Origin of the sequence: Curtobacterium sp. MCBA15_008, assembly GCF_001865065.1 — a bacterium.
GTDB lineage: Bacteria > Actinomycetota > Actinomycetes > Actinomycetales > Microbacteriaceae > Curtobacterium.
In genome coordinates, this window is record NZ_MJGN01000052.1 from 1 (window position 1) to 233 (window position 233).

Annotated in this window: 1 pseudogene; it reads right to left on the reverse strand. The window is 55.4% G+C overall.

Going from position 1 to position 233, the window contains the following annotated elements:
* Positions 1-233 (reverse strand): annotated as a pseudogene (locus tag BIU96_RS20130) (hypothetical protein); the annotation flags it as partial.

The following is a 233-nucleotide window of genomic DNA, read 5'->3' on the forward strand; positions in this document are numbered from 1 at the left end:
ACCATGGAGAGCCGTTACCTGTGCCGATATATAAGAGATTCAGGTCCGGATCAAAAACGATGGAGTCCCATACGGTGCCACCGCCACCGGCCTCCCAGTATTTTCCACTTGGGTCCCAGGTTTTCGCGGCGCGAGCCATGGCTTCGTTTTCAAACGGTTCGTTCGGATTTCCCGGCACGGTATACCAACGCCATTTCTGTGCGCCGGTTTTCGCGTCGTAAGCTGTGATGCTG